The organism is Paenibacillus sp. P4_A7, assembly GCF_056402455.1.
The window spans coordinates 1-17,066 of record NZ_JBFUHJ010000049.1 but is presented as its reverse complement, the minus strand read 5'-3'; the positions used below and the strand labels follow the sequence as shown (position 1 = coordinate 17,066).

11 protein-coding genes, 2 pseudogenes and 1 riboswitch are annotated in these 17,066 nt (G+C 41.6%); of the genes and pseudogenes, 3 read left to right on the top strand and 10 right to left on the bottom strand.

Features of this window, described 5'->3' with window-relative positions:
• Positions 1-179: 179 nt before the first annotated feature.
• A complete protein-coding gene (locus AC1DWN_RS09815; protein WP_477558716.1) occupies positions 180-641 on the bottom strand; it encodes a hypothetical protein in 462 nt (153 codons plus the stop codon).
• A 254-nt stretch (positions 642-895) separates the two neighbouring features.
• Positions 896-976, top strand: a riboswitch (cyclic di-GMP riboswitch).
• Positions 977-1,008: 32 nt separating this feature from the next.
• On the opposite strand from AC1DWN_RS09815, the gene AC1DWN_RS09810 reads away from it, so the two are divergent.
• Positions 1,009-2,562 (top strand): SpaA isopeptide-forming pilin-related protein, encoded by a 1,554-nt coding sequence (locus AC1DWN_RS09810; protein ID WP_477558715.1) that lies wholly within the window; start codon positions 1,009-1,011, stop codon positions 2,560-2,562.
• 156 nt (positions 2,563-2,718) lie between these two features.
• On the opposite strand, the gene AC1DWN_RS09805 is transcribed toward AC1DWN_RS09810, so the two are convergent.
• From AC1DWN_RS09805 to AC1DWN_RS09790, 4 genes and pseudogenes are all read right to left on the bottom strand, one after another.
• Positions 2,719-4,041, bottom strand: a complete 1,323-nt coding sequence (locus tag AC1DWN_RS09805) for an IS4 family transposase (protein WP_477558714.1) — start codon at positions 4,039-4,041, stop codon at positions 2,719-2,721.
• A 372-nt stretch (positions 4,042-4,413) separates the two neighbouring features.
• Positions 4,414-4,872, bottom strand: a pseudogene (locus AC1DWN_RS09800) (transposase); the annotation flags it as partial.
• On the bottom strand, positions 4,873-5,442 hold the full coding sequence (locus AC1DWN_RS09795; protein WP_477558713.1) for a hypothetical protein: 570 nt from the start codon (positions 5,440-5,442) through the stop codon (positions 4,873-4,875). It lies immediately after the preceding pseudogene.
• 408 nt (positions 5,443-5,850) lie between these two features.
• Positions 5,851-6,492: a hypothetical protein gene (locus AC1DWN_RS09790; RefSeq protein ID WP_477558712.1), complete on the bottom strand. Its 642-nt coding sequence runs from the start codon at positions 6,490-6,492 to the stop codon at positions 5,851-5,853.
• Positions 6,493-6,930: 438 nt separating this feature from the next.
• Here AC1DWN_RS09790 and AC1DWN_RS09785 point away from each other — a divergent pair, with 438 nt between their 5' ends.
• On the top strand, positions 6,931-11,064 hold the full coding sequence (locus AC1DWN_RS09785) for an FIMAH domain-containing protein (protein ID WP_477558711.1): 4,134 nt from the start codon (positions 6,931-6,933) through the stop codon (positions 11,062-11,064).
• A 609-nt stretch (positions 11,065-11,673) separates the two neighbouring features.
• Here the strand turns inward: AC1DWN_RS09785 and AC1DWN_RS09780 are convergent.
• The 3 genes from AC1DWN_RS09780 to AC1DWN_RS09770 form a co-directional block, all read right to left on the bottom strand.
• Complete coding sequence (locus AC1DWN_RS09780; RefSeq protein WP_477558710.1) at positions 11,674-12,018, bottom strand: anthrone oxygenase family protein; 345 nt, start codon at positions 12,016-12,018, stop codon at positions 11,674-11,676.
• Positions 11,903-12,160, bottom strand: a complete 258-nt coding sequence (locus AC1DWN_RS09775; RefSeq protein WP_477558739.1) for a hypothetical protein — start codon at positions 12,158-12,160, stop codon at positions 11,903-11,905. The genes AC1DWN_RS09780 and AC1DWN_RS09775 overlap by 116 nt, the downstream gene beginning before the upstream one ends.
• Positions 12,161-12,255: 95 nt before the next feature.
• Positions 12,256-12,765, bottom strand: a complete 510-nt coding sequence (locus AC1DWN_RS09770) for a MarR family winged helix-turn-helix transcriptional regulator (protein WP_477558709.1) — start codon at positions 12,763-12,765, stop codon at positions 12,256-12,258.
• Between AC1DWN_RS09770 and AC1DWN_RS09765 the strand changes: the two are divergent.
• Positions 12,759-13,070, top strand: a pseudogene (locus AC1DWN_RS09765) (sugar phosphate isomerase/epimerase); the annotation flags it as partial. The gene AC1DWN_RS09770 and the pseudogene AC1DWN_RS09765 overlap by 7 nt on opposite strands.
• Positions 13,071-13,451: 381 nt before the next feature.
• Here the strand turns inward: AC1DWN_RS09765 and AC1DWN_RS09760 are convergent.
• A complete protein-coding gene (locus AC1DWN_RS09760) occupies positions 13,452-15,386 on the bottom strand; it encodes a hypothetical protein (RefSeq protein WP_477558708.1) in 1,935 nt (644 codons plus the stop codon).
• Between the two features lie 190 nt (positions 15,387-15,576).
• Positions 15,577-17,066 (bottom strand): hypothetical protein (locus AC1DWN_RS09755; protein ID WP_477558707.1); only part of this gene is annotated, 1,490 nt, incomplete at its 5' end.

Genomic DNA, 17,066 nt, shown 5'->3' with positions numbered 1-17,066 from the left:
ATGTGGTACTACGCGTTTTGTGTTTTGCGATTCTAATCCAGCAAAAGACATCCCGGCGCCCGGTCCCTCACCTACCCACCCCTCCCTCACACCCCCAAAACGCAAAAAAACACCCAACAACGCCAAAGGCGTCATTGAGTGTGCTTCACTCCAAATATTTAACTACCGCATAGTATATACTAGAACGGCATTTTCGACAAATCTGCTGGATTATGAAGATCGACAAGCACCGCATGGTCAGCACTGGATACAAACCCTTCTGCCTGCAGCAACCATAGCAATTGTGTAGCATCGGTCCGTGTTAGGTGTGAGCGCTTACCATCTTCTTTTTGAGCTAAAGGCTCCACCAACCTTGGGTATACCCTCACTTTATTGTTCTCCTTAGCCAATCGTTCAACTATCGCAAGCGTTTCCTCGGATACTCCACTGTCAACGATCGTCAATCGAACGTCCTTCCCCATTCTCCGCGAAAAAGAAAACAATGAACGCATATACCATTCCATATTCTTTTGCCGACTATCTGCAATCCATACATAGTGCTTACTGGATTCCAGTCGTCCTTGCTGAATGCGATAAACCAGATGCACCGTCAATGCAGCCAATAGATAACATCCAATCACCAAAAGTAGAAGTCCAAACATCGAGGCCACCTCCTCTTTGTGACACTATATGCCACAAGGCGCCCAGTGGTTCCCCTGTAAAAGGACAAGATAATAAAATGTGTAATTGCTTATTCCGCTTCAAAAAAATAACCTAATTTTTTCAGTCAAAAAGCGACAAATAAACCCTCTTGAGCAATTTACAATATATGTTATCATTTTACTACATCTTCACGCATATGTAATATACGTATGCTAAGGGAGCAGAGAGAAGATGGATTTCGTACATTCTTCATATCTAGGGAAGCGATGATGTATAATCTACATTTGGACACTTGGATTATACGGAGCTAGTAGTGTAACCGGCCCTCTTAGAACTCGACCACCAATCTAAGGGGAGTGTGAGATTGTGAAAAGATTTAAGAAGAGGTTATCTTTAGGGCTTGCTATTTTACTTATACTATCGATATCATTAAGTTCGCTTGTCATGGCAGCAGGTGCGGACGAATCTGTTCCAGGCGATGAGCAAAATAATACTAACGACGCCTGCTCAAATCCATCTGTTAAATCCACAGATATACTAATGCACCCTCAAGGTACCAAACTCCCTAACAATAAAGATGACAATGGAATAGTCATTAATATTGATGGAACAGCTACTGCCTATTTCAGTACAATAAAACCTTGCGTGCAAGTTAGTTTCTCTGTGTATGGTTTCCCTATTGGTATAACTCCAGACGTTAACGGGCACCCCCTTGAAAAACAAATATTTTTTGATGGCATAACCCAAATATATAATACAGCTGGAAAGCATGAGGTTACTATTAACCTGCCCCAATGTGCTCCGTACCAAATCGACGTTTATAGCGGACCAGAACAAAGGGAATTAGGAACCGGTGGTCATGGAGACTCATATAAGACAGCAGTCGTTAACCAAGGAAGCTGTGGAGAGATTACCATCAATAAATATCTCTATATGGAATCCGAAGTATCTCTTCCTCATGCTGGGGTTACCTTTGAGCTATGGAAGAACGGTGTCTTTTTCACAAAAGGCATTACTAATGAAGATGGTATTCTAGAATTCATCAAATTACCAGTCGGCACATATGAACTAAAAGAAATTACATTGCCAGGCTTTACAACAAATTTACCCGAGGGCACCCAATTTGTAGTCACCAATGATTCATCAGTGAATAAAACTGTCATCAACAATCCTAAACTCAATGTAGAAAATGCCTGTGTCAATCCTTCAGGACAACGAGAATGGACGGTAACAAATGAAAGTAATATTGATGTGCCTTTCTCATGGGCGGCTATCGGAACTCTTCAATCCGGCAGCGGTACCGTACTGAAAAATAAATCCATATCTTTCACAACAAATGCCATTGAGGGCCCTTTTGATATGAAAGTCTCATGGGGTGAAAAGAATATAACAAAAGCAAGCAATAACACACCATGTCCAACAGAGACAACACCACCTACAACACCGCCGACAACACCGCCGACAACACCGCCGACAACACCACCGACGACACCACCGACAACACCACCGACAACACCACCGACAACACCACCGACAACACCACCGACAACACCACCGACGACACCGCCGACGACACCGCCGACAACACCACCTACRACACCGCCGACAACACCACCGACGACACCGCCGACGACACCACCGACAACACCATCGCCTACACCGACGGCAACGACAACAACATCACCATCGCCTACACCTGAGAGCACACCTTCACCAACACCTACTCCATCAGCTACAACTGATCCATCACCTACACCATCACCAACAACCGTCGTCAAAGGATCAACGGATGAGAATGAACAGCCACCTACTGATGATACAACTGTGATAATCGATGATGAGGAGGTTCCGCTAAGCACATTGCCAAAAACAGGTGAAAGCAGTCCTCTCCCTTACTACCTCATAGGGCAATGTCATTAAGTTAAGCTCAAAGACAAGACCGGGGATAAAAATGGAATACAAAACGGCATGGGAAAATCCCTGTGCCGTTTGTTTTTTGTTGCAAGCAAAGAAAAAAACGAACAGCAAACAAAGCGGATGGAATATCCACTTAAAAAAATGTTCATGTGAACTGAACTATGCTACTCTGTAAACGAAGCTAACTGTTGATTTCGAACGGATTTTGCGCGTATTCTTCTGCCCTGGGCGAATGGGTCGAATCGGCAAAATGTTTTTTCGAATCAGCGCTTCAACATCGGGCGGGGGTTCATCATCCCATGAGCGCAGGAAATGTCTACAAACGTAAACGGCGACCGTGAAGTTGACTTGGTAGGGGTGCTGTTTATCCATTTGTGAAATGACGACGTGCGAGGTCATCATTTCAGCGAAATTGTACATGATCATTCTTGCGAAAATCTCTTGGATGATGGACTCTTGCTTCTTTGCGTGAAAATTCGTCAGACCAACGGTGTACTTTAATGCCCTGAACGAGGTTTCAATGCCCCATCGCATGTTATAAATGGATCTGATTTCATCCGGCGGAAAATCAGTGGCAGAAAGATTTGTAATGACGGTTTCATAAGCGCCATTCGGCAGGACAAAACGAACAACCCGAAAGGAAATCGGGTAAAACAAGTTCTCCTGCACATCCAAAAAATCAAAGGTAGACGTGGAAGGGACAAACCTGTATATCTCGGGATGAGCCTTGACCTCTTTGGTTTGCTTTTTGGTGAGTGTCAGATGAATGTCACGATCAAACTCCCCGCTAGAGGGCAAACGCAAGCCCGAAAGAATGCCATTAGAATCCAAATCCTTGACCCGTATGACGTAGTTCCACCCTTTGCGCTCAACATGCGCAAAATTGTTGTAACTTTCATAACCTCGATCGGCCGTAACAATGGTTTTGCCTTTGATGGGGGAACGATCGACCATAGCCGCTAGCGCCCGTCCCTCGTTGCACAACCTTCGTGGCTGGACAATGGCATCCAGGTAAAGTCGGTTGCAGAGGTCATAGGCTGCATTCAAATGCAGGAGGTTAAAGCCTTTTGTGTTCGGTTGACTTTGAAAATAGGTGTCCTTGTCCGCAGGGTCTGTTGCGATATTTAAATCCGAACCGTCAATGGCAAGTAATCGATACCCCCGGTAGTCCTTGATATCCGTATACGACTCTGTAAATGCGTGAAACAAGAATTCCACAGCAGACGGCAGGATTTTATTCCTTTGCTGAACAAAAGCAGACGTCGTCGCCGTGTTTACGTCATAGCCTTGCGATTCCAAGAGTTCTTTATATAGGCTGTTGCCACCCATTGAGATCAGGAGTTGCATAACCGTTTCAAAAGGCAACTTTTTCTTTCGGGTAAAATCTTTTTCAGGATTTTTGACATAGGGTGCTGGTGCGGATGACATTTCTCGTATGAGGGATGTCAGCGTTACTTTTAGCGAATTCGCGTACTCATTCATTGGCGAAACCTCCTCGTTTTTTTCAAGGGGCTACGCCACACATCTTCAACTGCTTGTCAAGTCTTTTTTTATTTTCGCGCAAAAAAAGAGCGGGCTATCTTTTCGATAACCTGCTCTTTTTCTTGATATCTGGCTCTGCGCCTTAACTTAATGACATTGCCTATTAGGGTGCCCCATGTACTGTTAATGTCCGATTTGACAACCATGTTCACCTTTCTGTTTGGAAATGATTGCTCGTTACTCTCATTTCACCAAACAAAGGGTGTTTTGTTGTAAAGCAAACAATTTAAATTGCTTTCCGACTAGATACTGTAAGTCATCATCATTTATGGTCAAGTCCATATTTGTGTGTAAAATCCTCGATAAGATTATCTATTTAATAGGTGTAGCTTTATTGGTTGTTTTTACAGCACGTTTGCGCCATTCATGGTAGCCTTTCATCTCCAAATACTTCTTTTCGACCGACCATTTTTCATCCATCTCCATTAGCAATGCACCGAGAAGTCTAATGACAGAGTCCCGGTTTGGAAAAATATGTATCGCGATTTCTCTACGTCTAATCTCGGAGTTTAGGCGCTCTACTATATTAGTCGTACGTGTGCGAACTCGGCAGGGAGCTGGCAGATCTAGAATTGCTGTCGCGTCATCAAAGCCATTCTCTAACACGATCATGGCTTTGGACGCTGTCTGTTCAAAGTGACTCATCGTCTGCTTTAAAAGTAAACGCGCAATCTTGACATCCGCCGCTTCATAGATAGCGCGAACATGTGCCTTCACCTCGTCTCGAAGTGACTTAGGCGTAGCATCCAATATATTGCGCATCAAGTGCGTCTAGAACTCTGGTTTGTGCCAAACACTGTAGAAAAGTGGATACGCTAATCCATTCTTTAGAACAGCCTGGATGACCACACGATTCATAGCCCAAACATAGTGCTTAGTCGAATGGTCATAAAGCCAACTTAGAAAGGGGAGCTTTTTAGCATAGGGGTGAACACTGTGAGTATCATCCAGATTCACAACATCCCCTTCTTGCAAACGGGTTTCGGACTCTTGTTGCAATCGCTCTACGCGTTTTCTGACAAAGGTTTTCCAAGCATATTGTGCCGAGAAAAACCGACTCAACGTATACTGCGCAAGCTTCCATGACTTAAACATGATTTTCAGTAATGCGTCCCTTTCAGCTAAATCTGCAATTTGGTTAACCAATGAGCAGTTTGAAACCAGCCCGATTACATAGAGAAAACAAATTAACCACGAAGGAGCACCGCAACGTTTGAATATGCCAGACTGGGTTAAGAGCAGCGAGAAGTCAAAGCGACCCCATAATGTTTTTAGGATGGGAGCCCCTGCGCATTCTCCGTGTGATAAATCTTTGAACTTTGGTTTCTGTAACGCTTTCATTGGGAAATCACCTATCATCTAGAAGATATACCTGTACCAACGGTATCCTTTTTGATTATTAAGGTGATTCTGAAATGTCAAGTCTTTTTTAAACTTAATGATTTACCAGAAAACTTACACGAAGTGCATAGGTCATGTAAAGTATCACAAAGGAAAAAGGGTACGCTCAGGGACCTGGCAATGCGATGCGTTCCGATTGCTGCAACGTCCATAATGCGCTGTCTTATTCTCCTAATTTATCCAGATTTCGGGCGTTCATAATGATATCGACTTTCGTTCAATCCTCACTGATTGCAGAGGAGAAAGATAAAAATACTTTGCTATATGAATGACCCCTATTAGGAAATAAAGGAATAATATGACATCTACCTCTCACAATGCTGAAGGCATGGTGTTTTGGTTGCCTACCTAAATCCAAAAATAGTGTGAATATTCCTTTGTATCCATTGGCATCACCAAATCACTGTATGTTCTTTTGGTTTGGGCATTTATCATTAGATCGTTATACGATTGTTTCCCCGGATTTATCCAATACTTTACTACTGTAAAAGCTGCAAACAGTGCGTCCCATACATGGTCATTACTATATATAAGTTCGAATTGATCATTGTCGAAATATGCGTATGGAATACACGATATATCATCACTATTAATAATATCACGATTATATTTACAAATCAGTCCAATTAACTCCCACCACATACTAAAATTATAGCTATAAGTTTTGTTGAATTCTGCATAATACCCCACTTTAGGGTGGCTTTCATTTAGTACAAAAGTAGAGTTACCATAAATCTCGCAAACTTTTATAGACATGCTCATTCCTTGGGTAAGCATGGATCCCCTTAGACTATTAGGTGATTGTACATTTAATCCATACGTGTTTCTCAAATATACGTCCATCGGGCGACTTCCTCCCGCTTTCGTAGACCAACTTAAACAAGTATCTATCCCTGCTCCTAACACTTCCATTTCCTCAGGGTAGGTCTTCAATATATCACAGTAAAAATCTAATGTTTCATCAACAGATTGTGTTGCCTTTAAGTGCATATGCAGAACCGTCATTTTACTACTTAGGATTAACACAGTAGCACCATTCCGATATCCCTACCACCAGGGTCGTATCCAAATATGGCGTATCTGCTCATGAACTTCTCCCTCCCCTTCTAATTTTTTTCAAGGGTTTCTCTCTTACTTTCAGTCAAAGGTTTGCGTCATTTAAGATACAGGTTCCCCGTAACATCTATAGGGTGAAACTGCTTGTCAGAAATAAATCAATAATTAAAAACCGTTATAGGCAATTTACGACAATACTAGACGTTATCAGCGATAGACGCATGATACATTCTTTCTATATAATACAACAACAGATATAAACAAGATGTAAAAGAAAGGGGTGGTACCTAAGCCTTCTTATTATGAAAACGACTATATCCCGGTTTCTGCATAATTATTGGATAAAAACCAGTCGGTTTAAGGAGTGATCACATGAAAAAATCAGAAATGAAGCTTATTGGAATCATTGTACTTTGTTTTTCGCTTATTTTGGGAGCGTTCCCAGTTAACTCGGTCTATGCAGATGAACAAAATCAATCTTCAGCTGAACTGATTAATCCAAGCTTTGAGCTTGGGCTGGTAGATGGTCAAATTCAAGGCTGGGCTGTGGAAAGCAGCACAACTGCATTCGGCTCTATTGCTCTTAGCAGCGAGTATGCGAAGACAGGCGCAAACAGCCTGTTGTTTCAGGATACGGTAAGCGGCACTTCTCCTAACGGCAGCTTTAGAGTGCTGAGTAATGGAATTCCGGTTACAACAGGAGATAAAGTAACCTTCTCAATCGAGGTCTATAAAGCGGCTGCAGCGGATCAAAGCCATGGCATTCAGCCCGTCATTCATTATTACAATGCAGCAGGCCAAAACGTGAGGGCGAATGATTTTGTCAATTATGGACAGAGTGCGGTCCCTGTTGACAGGTGGTTTGCCCTGACAGTGACAGGTCAGGTTCCCGCTAATACAGCCTATATTAAAGTTGGTTTGTACTCGGGCTTCCCAAGCCTAACAAAGCTCTATGCAGACGATGCGTCTGTAAGTATTGTTCCGGTAGAGCCTGAACCAACTCCTACTCCTACTCCTACACCGTCTCCGACACCAACACCGGGGTTTGAGGTGCCTTCAGAAGACTTCCTTAATCCTGGCTTTGAGCTTGATTTAGCAGACGGACAAATTCAAGGCTGGAAGGTAGATGAATCTACAGCCGCACACGGTAGCATTGAACTTAGTTCTACGCGTGCAAGAACAGGAAGCAACAGCTTACTCTTCTGGGATAAGACAGCCGGCACCCAGCCAGTCGGTCATTTCCGAGTGCTGAGCAATGCGATTACAGCCGCAGAAGGTGATCCGATATCCTTCAGTATTTATATGTATAAAGAAAATGCGGCTGATCAAAGCCACGGTGTACAGCCGGCTATTCATTACTATAACGAGGTCGGCGTTCAGGTAAAAGCAAATGATTTTGTGAACTATGGAAAGGATACTGTGCCTGTCGGTGAATGGTACAAACTTTCTGTTACAGGCACCGCTCCTGCAGGAACAGCTTATATTAAAATAGGCCTGTATTCAGGCTTTCCAAGCTTAACAAGGGTATATGCCGATGATGCGGATGTCATTGTTGGTGAAGAGGGTCCGTTACCTCCAGACCCAGAGCTTAAGCCAGAGCTGACCAACCCTGGGTTTGAAGAGGATCTGGTCAATGCAAGCATTCCTGGCTGGACGACAGCGCTTGGTACTGGCATTATGTCGCTCAGCACAAATATTTTTAAAAGTGGAGCAAGAAGCTTGTATTTTAAAGATATCTCTACAACGGAAGGTTTCCGAGTGATAGGCGAGAAGCTTGCTGTAACACCTGGGGATACCATGGTTCTATCATCCAATGTCTACGTGATTTCACAATCACACAACATCGTGACTGAAATTTACTATTATAATGCAAGCAATGAACAGGTTGGATCGAATCAATCCTTGTTTTCAGGGGTATCCTTGGGAACTGAGAAATGGTCAACGATGAGGCTGATGTCCACTGTTCCTTCAAATGCCCTCTATGCAAGAGTCGCAATGTATTCTGGTGACCCAAGCTTGACAGAGGCTTATTTCGATGACATTTCCTATGTGATTCTAGAGCCTGAAACTCCGCTTGACCGCGAATATGAAGCTCCAGACAATCTTGGGGAAATGGTATACGTAAACCTAGGCCAAGCGGGTGCTGTTCAAACAAATGCAAATGGTGAAAATGAAGCTTATTTTGTAACCAACGGTAAACCAGGCACATTCTTTGTGGTTGACGGTGAAACGGGCAAGCTGAAGTTCCAGGAGGTCATCCCGAGTACGATAGCAACCTGGGCAATGACGTTAGATTCAGAGAAAAATGTTTATTTTTCAGGAACTGAGGATGGTATTCTATACCGCTACTTGCCTGTAGAGAAAAGAATCGAGAAGCTTGGATTCAATCAAACAGATAACTGGGTCTGGGACCTTGAAGCTATCGATGACAAAATTTACGGTGCTACCTTTAATAACTTAACCGATGGTAAAGTGTTTGAATATAACATCACGACGGGTGAGTTCCGTAACTATGGTGTTGTTGATGACGGTCAGAATTATATTCGCGGCATTGCGGTTGATAATCAATATATCTATGCCTCCCTTGGCGCGACGGCTAAGTTGTTCAGAATTGATCGTGCAACTGGCGAGAAAACAGAGATTCACGTTCCGGGATACTCTGGTACAACTGGAATAATGGCCGATGTATATGTCCATGGCGGAAAGCTGTTTGTATCCGTAAGCACCGTTAATATCGTCGTCATGGATCTTGAAACACTTGAGGTCGAAGCCAGCTTCCAGCAAAGCGCTATGATCTCAGAACCAGCGCCTTATAATCCAAATTTAATTTACTTCAAGTACTTAACAAAATTCTACCAATACGATATAGCGGCGAAGGCGGTAACGGAAGTCGTTCTTCCATTCCCGGTTCCCGATACAGGCCGTGTTAAGGATTTCGCTTGGATTCAAATGAATAGCGGCGAAAAGGCTGGTCAGACGGTATTAGCTATGCTTACGCAATACGGCGAGTACATTCTGATCGATCCAACGGACAAATGGATGCAATTCATTGAACTGGAGATTGATGCTCAGCCTGTTAATGTTCAATCCATGGAAACAGGCTTTGACGGACGCCTCTACTTGGGCGGATACCAACGCGGTATGAGTGTATACAATCCGGTTACATCTACCATTGATGTTAGTATTTCTTCGTTCGCGCAGCCTGAAGGCATCGGCTTCTTGAATAACAAGGTGTATTATGGAACTTATGTTTCCGCCATCATGTACAGCTATGATCCGACTAAGGAAGTTGAGCTGAATATCAATCCGAAGCTTGAATTTGATACTCAGCATCAGGATCGGCCTTTTGCAATCACTTCGGGAGAAAATAAGCTGTTCGTTGGTACTGTTGCAGATTACGGGTTCCTTGAAGGTGCGCTCCTTATTTACGATGAAGCTGCGAATACATGGACGCAGTACGATCATGTAATTGAAAACCAAAGTATTATTAGCTTAGCATACAAGGATGGACTGCTGTACGGAAGTACATCCGTATGGGGCGGACTAGGCGTTGACCCTAGTGAACCAGAAGCGAAAATGTTCGTATGGGATGTAGCCCAAGGAAAGAAAATGGATGAGTTTACACTTGATGATCTGCTCATCGATGAAACTCCTCGTATGATTGGCGGATTAAAATTCGGACCAGACGGGCTGCTCTGGGGTGTCGTTGACGGAACGATCTTTGCTATGGATGTTGAGACAAAATCAATTGTGAAGAGCAAGATGATCCAGCCAAGCATGTACAATTCAAGTAAGGTGCTGCCTTATGAGCTGGATTTTGCGCCAGATGGTCTATTGTACACGACTTTGTCACGTAAACTCATAGCGATTGATCCAGAAACACTACAATATAAGATTGTTTCTGACAGCTTCGTCAACGTCATGACACTTGGCATTGACGGTAGCATCTATTATGTACCAGAGGCGGGTACATCTGTATATAGAATTGCGGTTCCTCAAACAGATGCAACTCTTGTATCGTTGACCATTGATGGAGCTGCTGTCGATAAATTCTCGCCAGGTGTACTGAGCTATGAAGTAGAAGAATCCTCTGCTGCTGCTGTAGCTGCTGTTCCGACACAATCGGGCGCAACGGTAACGGTAGAAGTGATCGGTAACCAAACGATTATTCATGTTACTGGAACAGACGGTGTATCGAAGCTGAATTACACGATTAATTGGGTCGAAGAAGTGATAGATGTGGACCTAACGCTAATCAGGAGCCAAATAAACGCCTATGTAGCTTCAGGRGAGTTAGAGCAACGTCTCGCTAAGGACCTCAATAAGTCGTTGGAGCAAGCCGAAAAGCATTATGACAAAGGGAAAACGAAACAAGCGGTAAAAAGTCTGGAAGATTTCCTGAAGGACCTGAATAAAAAAGGAAATAAAAATGATATTAGCGCAGAAGCCAAGGCAATATTAACGGCTAACGTGCAAATTCTGATTGCAGAGTGGCAGGCTCAGTAGATAGAGCAGCACGTATATGCTGATCCTCCAGTATAATAAGACCATAAAATAGTTGATTTGACACGAATGAAGAGCCMCGTTATTCATTGAGGGGCTCTTTCATTTTTGTTGAATAAATCAAATAAAGGAATTTGCGAGGAGTGTTGGCCTATGGTTAATGAATCGTCGTAGGAGTGGGTATAAGTTCCGGCAGCGGTTCTATCCATCTCATTAGCTGAATGATAATCTCATTTCACTCCCTATAAGGAATTAATAACAAAAATTCCGCCCTATTTGTGGTACGGTTCACCTTATCATCTATACAGCGAAATCAAAAAGGCACCTTTGTGGGTGCCTCAGTCCGGAATCGGACGTGTGTAATCGATTTCTGAGATTTTCTTCGTGTGGTATCCACTCCATATTTGCTTAGGTACATGTAAACGTACCTGGTGCAGATCTCCTTCAATGGTGAATGATTTGTTCAATGTGGTTTATTATTAAATGGTTCACTTAAATTTTCAAAATTGCTTGTGCATCGTTCAACTCCTTTCCTAGCTAAAAAGACTGCCGATTCCATTGACTCGGCAGTCCTCCTTAATTTTGAACTGTCTTTTATTGTTATGAAATAAGTTAGCCCCAGCATCGGAATGCGAGGATAAATGATAGGAGTGAGGCAAGAGAAGCTACCGTGCGTACATGATTCCAGGCCGTCCAGCTGGTCGTGTATCGAGTCCATAAGTCAGCACCCTGAGCACTACTTGGATCTACGGCAGCAAGCGCATCGTTCAGCGGAACGTTGAACACCAGAGTCACTAGAAAGGAGCCTATGAGATAGATCAAGCTGCCTGCCAGCAGATAGTTAGTTCCGGCCTCGCCCCACCTGAAGAAGGAGATGATCGTCAGGACGACAGACGCTAGGGCTGTTCCGGCAAAGACACCAGGTTGATTGCTTCTCCCAATCAAATGAGGGCTCACCCGAACGTGAACCGATTCGTATCGGCAGGCCGCGTGCGGTTAGCCGCTCTGCCACACGATGACCGGTCTTGCCTGTGCCGCCAAGAATCAATATTGGCTTCTTATCCTCGACAGCTACCTTTTTAACTGCATCATTGTTCATATGATCTCTCCTCTAGGTAATGTATTTAATTCGCATTGTTTTTTAAATATAATTGTTTGCACAAGCAACTATTGACCTAAATAAAGAATGAGTCATCATTCCATATTTTCTAATTGATCACTTACTTTATAAAGATGAAGTGACAGTTCATCCCCTTCCTGTTCTCCCAATAATTTGGCGTACCGTTTACGAAGGTTGTTCCAACACTCGTTGATACTTTCTTCCAAAGCCTTACCTTTTTCCGTGGAAAAAATAAGTGATAATCTCCCTTCCACACGATTTGTGATCAATCCCTTGATGATAAGCTTCTCAATAAGTCTGGTCACTGTTGACGGTTGCAGATGGAGAATTTCACCTAACTCTTTCTGCGAAATCCCTTCCTTTTCATAAACAGCCATCAATAAAAAGGCAGATGTGGGCGATAAACCACTAGTAGCAAACTCATCTTCTGCCATTTTGGTAATGACTCGACCCAGTCGGTTCGCGGTAAAGTACAGGCATTCTTTTAAATAGGTCCCCAGCATGGTTCTTACCTCACTTCCAAAAATAATTGCTTGCGCATACAAATATAATACAATTTCAAAATATTGTAAAGCCCAATACACTTCATCCTCAAAAAAAGATTTCGCAGATTTTCCACAACGATTTTATGAAGACGATTTCTCTTGCATATTGAAGTACCTGTTGTTAATGGATTTTCCGGTTGCCCAGGAGATTCTGATAGTGCTCTATATCCCAATTAGGCTATTGCGCCATGACCGAATGATTATCTAGAATTACTCGCATGGCAATGGGAACAAAAGGTTATCCCTTATTGCAAGGAGACTGGAAAATATGCAGCGGAACGGGAGTCAAAATCGGACTAGAACTGCATCGAGGATTTCCGGTACACACACCTGCCACCCCTTTGCTGGTTCAGATAGAATAATTTCGGAATCCATTTTTAATGGACTTACAGAAGAGGAACTCTTCCCAGACAATCCAAAAAAAGCATCTGGACAAAGTTTGATTCCGAGCAATTTACTCATAGATTCGGTGAAGACTGTGTAACTATATTCCCCAAATTGACCTCTCCTGCACTTTACAACCAATCGGGAACTTAACACGCCTCTCAAGCAATTAACACCACAAGTCTCACCCTACTTATGGTACGGTTCAGCGTATCATAAGTAGGGTGAATTTCAGGATTCATTTATAGATGCGATTTGTAGTTTATGACAAATATCGACATCAATGGACCCTGGTTATGCAATCCACGATTCGAGGTCTTGTTGATTATTGAGAAGTCACTCTACAATTTCTTTTGCAGTCGGTTGTAAATCCTTAATTGACTACTTTCGGAATCAAACGAGAATACTTCCCACGTTTCACCGACTCCCATAACAGGGCAAAGAACTTCTATCGGTAGTTGTTCGTTCAGAGAGATGACGATTCTCGCTTTGCTTTGTGTAAGTGAAATCTCATTAGAGAAGTTGTTCACAGTAAAATGATACACGCCACTGGGAAACCATTGAGAGACAATAATTTCTTCAGGACCGAATCCTTCTTGCTTATCCTCTCCCAATTTCGCCCATGGAGAGGACGTAAGGCTTCCACGGTCTCGATAATCGACTGTAACTGGAGTATCCATGCTACCTGGTGTCAGTATCGCAAGATGTAGGTCCAAATCTTTAGGTTCCTCAACCCAAGATAACGTGACACGTAAGGGTACCGCAGCAGATTTTGTAGTAATTTTTTCCTGAACCTCCGGTGTAGTTACAACGGCTTTAGGTGCTTGTTCGACGCATTTTTGAGCAATCGTCTCCAAAATATAATCTTGAAACTCCTGTATCGCCAAGAACGAGTGTGGACGCATCTCATGAATGACTTTTACGCGCGACCGCAAGCTCTTATCCACTTTGGCCACGATATCAGAGTTCCCTTTCCCGTAATTGGCAATAATCACTCGCGCATTTGGCCTGCCACGGGAGTAATCCTCCAGAGCAAGAGCAAAGTTCTTCGAACCCGCCCTGCGATATTGCTTGCACTCAACTACAAGCAAAGTGCTTCTCTCTGCATCTGAAATTTCTGTTAATAATGAATAGTCAGGTTGAATGTTTCTTAAACGTGATTTGCCCTTTGGATTGGCTAATGGTGTACGCAACTCCGACCACAACTCCAGCGTAGGGTTGTACTTACGCGAGGTAGCCAAATGAGTTCTCGCAAACGAAAACGTTACTGCTCCATCCTCATGAATATAATTCATAACTGTATCGTTTATAGCTGTCATCATTTGAGTTGATATCCACGCAGCATATAAATCATAGCGTTTCTTCCAGATAGGAAGCTCAAGAAACGACATTAATTCCTGAGTTAAAACTGATTTGTTGCGAAGCGTTCTAGGCAAGTAGGCCAACATTTCATTTATTATACGGACTGCTTTCAATAAACAAGATTCTTCCACATTACCTATCATCCTGCTATGAAGAACCTCTAATATGAGAAGAAACTGACTAAKCCATCTATCCCACTCCAATATTTGAAGACATTGCAGATATTCATCGTTAACTGTTCCGCTCTGTCTGATCGAATCTCTAGTTATTTGATGATAGAGACAGTCCGCCCACACTTGCTGCCACACTTCATACAGACTGCCAAACACCTTATCGAATTCCGCATTTCCGACCGAGAGGAAGGCAGGAGAGAATTTCGGTAGAAAACCATTGTCGTACTCTTTTATCCAGAACTTCACTTCCTGATGCTGCGGGTTCCAGTTACGTCCGGACACATCCAAGTATATTCGCAAATCAGAATACATTTTAATGAAATCATCTACATTGACCTTGTACACATTAACAGGTCGTAATGCATAAATAAATTGCGTTTGCCAGGACCGAAAATGCTGTAAATCAAACTCCAAAGCGTCTACCTTCGAATCGAAATCAAACCTCACTTTCAAATTGTTAGCTGATCTAAACGCTCCCGATTTCTCAAACTGCACAAGAAGATCAGACATCATGACGGAAAACGGGGCTGCCACTTCAAAAAAGGCAATTATTAATTGTTCGACTTCAATCTGGTTAACCTCTAACTCTTGTTTGAAATCATTTTTTATACTCGACTTTAGTTTTAGCTTCCCTCTCATTTCATCTATAATGGCCACATCGTAATACTTCGGGTCCAATCCCCCTTGCATCAATAAATACTCCCAAACTTCAACACTCGTTTGCAACGCTATACTACTCATACTAGGCAAACTCCATTCTTTATCTCACCGGAAGCATGTTATGGTTCGTATAGTATTTTGACTGAACCCTGGTACTTTAGAATGCATACTTCCACACTCTAATTAAGTACAGTGACATTCTGTTTCACTTCTAAACTAGAATAAAACATATTCAATTACACAATTTATAGAAATGATATAATCTCTCACATTAAGATTTGATATCTTGTCCAGCTGCTGCCTGTGCTTCTGTTTCAGTTAACACTTCTTGAGCAATCAATTGTTGTATTTCTTTGTATAGTTGTATTAAGTGAAACTCAGACATATCTAAGATTGGTTCGTACATAAAAGAGTTTAAGTGGATATTCTCCGGAGTCATTAAATTCACTCTTTCAATAATTTTGATGCTCTTTTCATCATCAGGGAACATCTCTTTAAACCTTTTAAAGAGAGCTGCGGTCTGATTTTTTCTAATTCCAGAAACAAACCCTTGGTCATTAATTTTATTAATCATATATACTTCTACATTTAACCTAATTGCAATAGATAAAACAATTTTGTTTTCTAAATTGAGTCCTATTTCAATCTCTGAATTAACAATCCCCTCTGCTACTTCATAAATCAAATCAATAATTCTTTTTTCATGATTTGCTAATATTAAAGTATCCAAATCTCTAAATATGTTCTTATAAATCCCCTCTAAATCCTTCACTGTTAAAGAATAGCTATCGGTTTTTATATGTAGGAGTGACGTCAGTCTATTAAATATTTCAGTTTCACCAATATGATCGGAAATATTTCTCGCGAAAGTAATTGTTGCTATTAATTTGGCACTATCATTCAGGTCATCTTTCCACTCACTAAATGGTTTACTAATATGATTGTATCTTAAAGCAACTAAGGATATTTTTTCCTTTTCTTTTATAGCCATATATGAATTTTTATACTTACTGCTATACATAACCCTATCTTGAACTGTACGAAAAAAATMGAAATTGTGTGTTAATATTATTGAGCAAAAATTACTACTTTCAGTTATTTCTTTTAAATACTCAATGATTGCATATTTATTCTTGTAATCAAATGAATCCGCAATATCATCGATAATAAATAGTGTTTCTATCMCTAACCTTTTTCTTGATTCTATTTCAAAAATAATATTCAACAAGTATAGAGCTCTTTTTTCACCCTGACTTAATACCTTTAATAACAAATCCCCATTGATATCTTCAATATTTCCATCAATATCTTTATAGCAATATTCCACACTTGGTGCTTCGTCCTTAAGGACGGCATCCTCTTTGTTCTTTACCTTTAATGTATATGGAACGTAAAATCTTCTATTAAATATTTCAATTACATTTTCCCATTCAGTTTTTTCATTTCGCGCCTTATCAATTATTTTTTTTATTTCGACTTTACCTCTTTGATATTCATCTATAAGAGTTTGATAAAGAGGGATATTACTCTTCAAATATGAAATCCATAATATCTTTCTAAACTGCTTCAAGTCTGATAGTTCAGGCAAGATTTCTTTATTTTCAAATAAATAATCTCTAAACTCTCTTAGTGGGATTGTAGTTATCTTTTTATCAATTTCTTCAAATATTTTTTTTAATGAATCATCTTTAAGAATTTTCTCTTTCTCATCGCCTATCATTTTTAATAGATCTTTTTCTGTATGTACTTCTGTCTTTATTC